Here is a 4,522-nt window from a genome sequence, read left to right on the forward strand (position 1 = left end):
GTATTAAGGCTATGCCACGGCGCTCGTATTCCTTTTCCAGCGAAGGGGATACCATGCCGGTGCCTTTCCAGGGGCCCCAGTTAATGGCCATCACCTTAGCTTTCAGCTGCTGCTTCAGCACCCGTGCATAACGGTCCATTACGCTGTTGGCGGCTGCATAATCTGTTTGCCCGCGGTTACCGTATACAGAGGCTACGCTGGAGAACAGTACCACGAACTGCGTATCTGCATTCAGGTGCTCAGCCAGTACGCGCAGCGGTGTTACTTTGGTGGAGAACACACGCTCAAAGGATTCCGGCGTTTTCTGGTGGAACAGCTTATCTTCCAGCAGGCCTGCGCCATGCACTACGCCATCAATACGGCCATACTCTTTATACACCTGGCTCATGAAAGCACGCAGGGCGGCTTCATCCCGCAGGTCAAGCGAATGATAGCTAACAGTAGCGCCGTTGTGTTCCAGGGCCGTGAGGGTATTCAGGATCTGGTTATGTTTATGGATCTCTGCTGCGCGTTTTTCAATGTCGGCCGGTTTTTTCAGCTCACCCTGCGCTACCAGGTGCTGGCGGATCTCGTCTTTGGTTTTAAGATGCACCAGGCTTTCCTGTGATAGCTTGCGGGGATCGGCAGAGCGGCCCACCAGGATATAATGGCAGGGATACTCTTTAGAGAAGCGGATCATCAGCTCCGCGGTAATGCCCTGTGCACCGCCGAATACCAGCACCACGGATTGTTTGGTGAGCTGAATGCCGGATGCAGCGCCAATGGTAAGCGGGGCATGCACCGGCTGCAGCGATTGGCGCTGCCCGTTCAGGTAGGTGACTTCTGCAGGGCCTTCGGGATGAAGGATCTCATCTAATGCAATGGCGGCAATTTTTTCAGGCGATAGCTTATTGGCCAGGTTAATAGTACGGCAAGTGGTATGCTCGTATTCTTTATCCAGGCTTTTGAAAAAGCCGCTGTAACCCTGGAAGTGCTGCAGCAACAGCGGATCTGCCGCTTGTGTTACATGCCCGTCAAAATCAGAGAGGGCATATACCCATTTCACTTTCTCAAAATCCAGCTGCTTCACCATGGAAACGGAGGTGATAATATCGTTCCTTTTTGGCGATGAGAAAATATCCAGTATAATAAGGCCATGATAGCCTTCCAGCGGATCGGTGGCTGCTATAATAGTAGCCTGTGCGCCCTGCTGTTCCAGCAGCTGTTTAACTGCTGCTGCAATAGGGCCGCCATCATCTGTTATTGCAAAGTGTAAGCCTTTTAACTGTGCGGGCTGAAGGCGCTGCATGGCGGAAGGGGTAAGCTCAAAGCGCAGGCGGGAAAGTTTTTCCTTCAGGCTTTCTTTTACAAAACCTTCTTCAATGATCTTTTTAGCTTCCTGTACCGGTTCAAAATTACCGGCAGTGCTTTCTGCTATCCAGCTGATCAAACCCTGCAGGGTTTTTATGGATGCCAGCTTTTCCATCATCTCCTCTCCATTGCCATTGGCCTGCTGCAGGCCACCCAGGCGGGCTTTCAGCTCTCCAATGATCTCCATGCGTTTAATAGAATCAATGCTCAGGTCTGCTTCCAGGTCCAGCTCAAGGCCCAGCATATCCGGCGGGTAACCGGTTTTTTCACTTACTACATTTAAGAGTACGGTTTGTATTTCTGCAACAGATAAACCTTTGGAGGTTGGTGTCGCAGCGGGAGCGATGGCAGCGGCAGGTGCGGGAGCCGCTGCGGTGTTTTCCTGCGCGTTGGCTGTTAACCAGTCCACCAGGCCTTTCAGCGTTTTTATTGCAGCCAGCTGCTCCACCAGCGATTCTTCACTGTGTGTGCTGCTGCTAAAGCCACCGAGGCGGGTTTTCAGCTCTCCAATGATCTCCATGCGTTTAATGGAATCAATGCTCAGGTCTGCCTCCAGGTCCATTTCCATGCCCAGCATATCTGACGGATAGCCGGTTTTATCACTGATCACTGCCAGCAGAATGGCCTTTACATCTTTTTCAGCGGTTATGGTTTTTACGCCATTCGTATAAGCATGCCCGTTTGATCCGTTATTGTGATGGCCATTATTGCCATTATGCCCGTTGGTTCCGTTATGCCCATTGCTGCTGTTATAACCATCACTGATATTGGTGATGTTTGTGCCATCGGTATGTACGGCAATGATCTTGCGGGGTGTTAGATCCGGCGCCGGAAGGTCGGCGCTGTGGAAGCTTTGCGGGGTATGGCCCAGGTAACCTAAAATTACATCGCGCTGCGCCTGTACAATATGTTTCAGGCTGTTAAGGTAAGCTTCTACCATTTGTTCCGCACCGCTGTTGTTGTTGATCACTACAGTATTCGGCTCTGTACCTTTTAACGCCAGCGGTGTTATAATGGGCATTGCGCCATGGGCGGGCAGCTTGCCGTAAGCGGGTACTGCCATCTGCCCGTTCACCAGCCAAACCGTGCCGGGCTTTTTATACTGGTCAATGGCTTCCAGGTCCAGCTGCTTTGCATTACGGCCGTCAAATAAACGGTCCAGCTGCACGGTTCTGCCACTGGCTATGTAACGGGCAATGGTGTGCAGCAGGTGGGTAATGCCCGGCTGGTCCTTATCTTCAGTATGCAGGATCAGCTCATCATCTCCTATGATAGACCTGGTAAGGTTGCTTAACACTTTACCCGGACCAACCTCAATGAATATACGTGCGCCCTGTGCATACATCTGTTCTACTTCTTCCGTAAAGCGTACCGGCTGTACCAGGTGCGTTGCCAGCCTTTCCTTAATGGCTGCGGGCTCTGTTGGGTAGGCCGCTGCAGTGGTGTTTGACCATACAGGAATTGCCGGTGCTTTAAAGTCAACATCTTTCAGCGCATTGGCAAATAAGCCTTTGGCGCCTGCCAGCAGGGGGCTGTGGAATGCGCAGGCTACTTCCAGCGGCTGGAAGGAGATGTTAGCGGCTGTGAGCTTGGCTGAGAGCCTTGCAATAGCGGGTGTAGTACCGGCCATTACCCATTGCAGGGGCGAGTTATGATTCACCAGGTACACATCGGCTTCCCCTTCTATGGCGCTGGTTAACACTTCTTCGCGGCAGCTGAGGGCCAGCATAGCGCCTTTATCAGCGCCAATAGCATCCAGGATGGAAGCGGCTCTTTTTTCACTTAAAGGCACCAGCTGATCTTCTTCAAACACTTTGGCAAAGCACAGGGCCGGCAGCTCGCCATAGCTGTGGCCTGCCAGCATATCAGGCACAATGCCCAGCTCCTGAAGGAAGGTTGCAATGGCCAGGTCCACCATACCTAAAAGCGGTTGCGCCAGGCGGGTATCTTTAATGGCATTGCGCTGTGCTTTGGCGGCTGTTTCATTGAAAACAGCAGAGGGGAACAGGATCTGTTCGTACTGCGGTTTGTCTTTCAGCAAACGGCGCATTACCGGGAAGGTAACAAACAGCTCGCGCGCCATGTTTACGCGCTGGCTACCCTGTCCGGGAAACAGGAAGGCTACTTTACCTTCCAGCTGCTGCGTGGTGTACACGCCGTTGGTAGCGGCGCCGGACAAGGCCAGGTCCAGCTTTAGCAGCAGGTCGTCTGCGCTGTCGGCCACAATACATAACTGAACGGGTGAAGTGTGGTTTTTATAAAGGCTGAAGGCAATATCCTTCAAGGGAATGTTATCATTTTTTTCCAGCAGGCCTTTTACTTTCAGCAGCTGTTGCTGTGCTGCTTCGTACGTTGCACCACGGAACACGAACAGTTCTGCAGGCCAGGAATTGAGCACGGTGGCGGGTTGCGGCGTATTCACATCATTCTCTATTACTGCATGGAAGTTGGTGCCGCCAAAGCCAAATGCGCTGATGCCTGCTACTCTTTTATCCTCGTTCCAGATGCCGGTTTGCGTGTTAAAGGCAAAGGGGCTGGTGGCTGCGTTATAAAAGCTGTTGGGATCTTTCAGGTGCAGGGTAGGAGGCTTTACACCGTGGTATACTGACAGCGCTGCTTTAATAAGCCCTGCCAGACCGGCGGCACACTTAGTATGCCCTATCTGCGTTTTTACAGAGCCCAGGTGTGTTTGCGCATGGGTAGCTCCGGAGCGGATGAGCATATCGGAAATTGCGCTCAGCTCTGTTTTATCACCTACTACGGTACCGGTGCCATGCGCTTCTATGAGCCCTACGCTTACCGGCGAAATGCCGGCCTGCTCGTAGGCCCGTTGCAGGGCGCTGGTTTGGCCGGCTTTGCGGGGTGCGGTAAGGCCCAGGCTTTTGCCGTCGCTGGAGCCGCCTACGCCTTTTATTACTGCGTAAATGGTATCACCATCGCGCTGCGCATCTTCCACACGTTTCAGCACCATCATGGCAATGCCTTCGCCCAGCGTAGTGCCGTCTGCGTTAGCATCAAAGGTGGCGCATTTGCCTTTGCGGCTTAATGCGTGTGTGCTGGAAAACATCAGGTAATCGTTAATGCTGTTGTGCAGGTCTGCTGCACCGGCTATTACCATGTCTGATTTTTCCAGGATCAGCTCCTGGCAGGCGAGGTCAATAGCTGCCAGGGA

1 protein-coding gene is annotated in these 4,522 nt (G+C 52.8%); it reads right to left on the reverse strand.

The annotated features are described in order from the left end of the window. Window positions 1–4,522: SDR family NAD(P)-dependent oxidoreductase (locus VIM87_RS23360; protein ID WP_331999341.1), on the reverse strand; the 4,522-nt coding region annotated here is incomplete at both ends.

It is taken from the genome of Chitinophaga sp., assembly GCF_036569125.1.
GTDB lineage: Bacteria > Bacteroidota > Bacteroidia > Chitinophagales > Chitinophagaceae > Chitinophaga.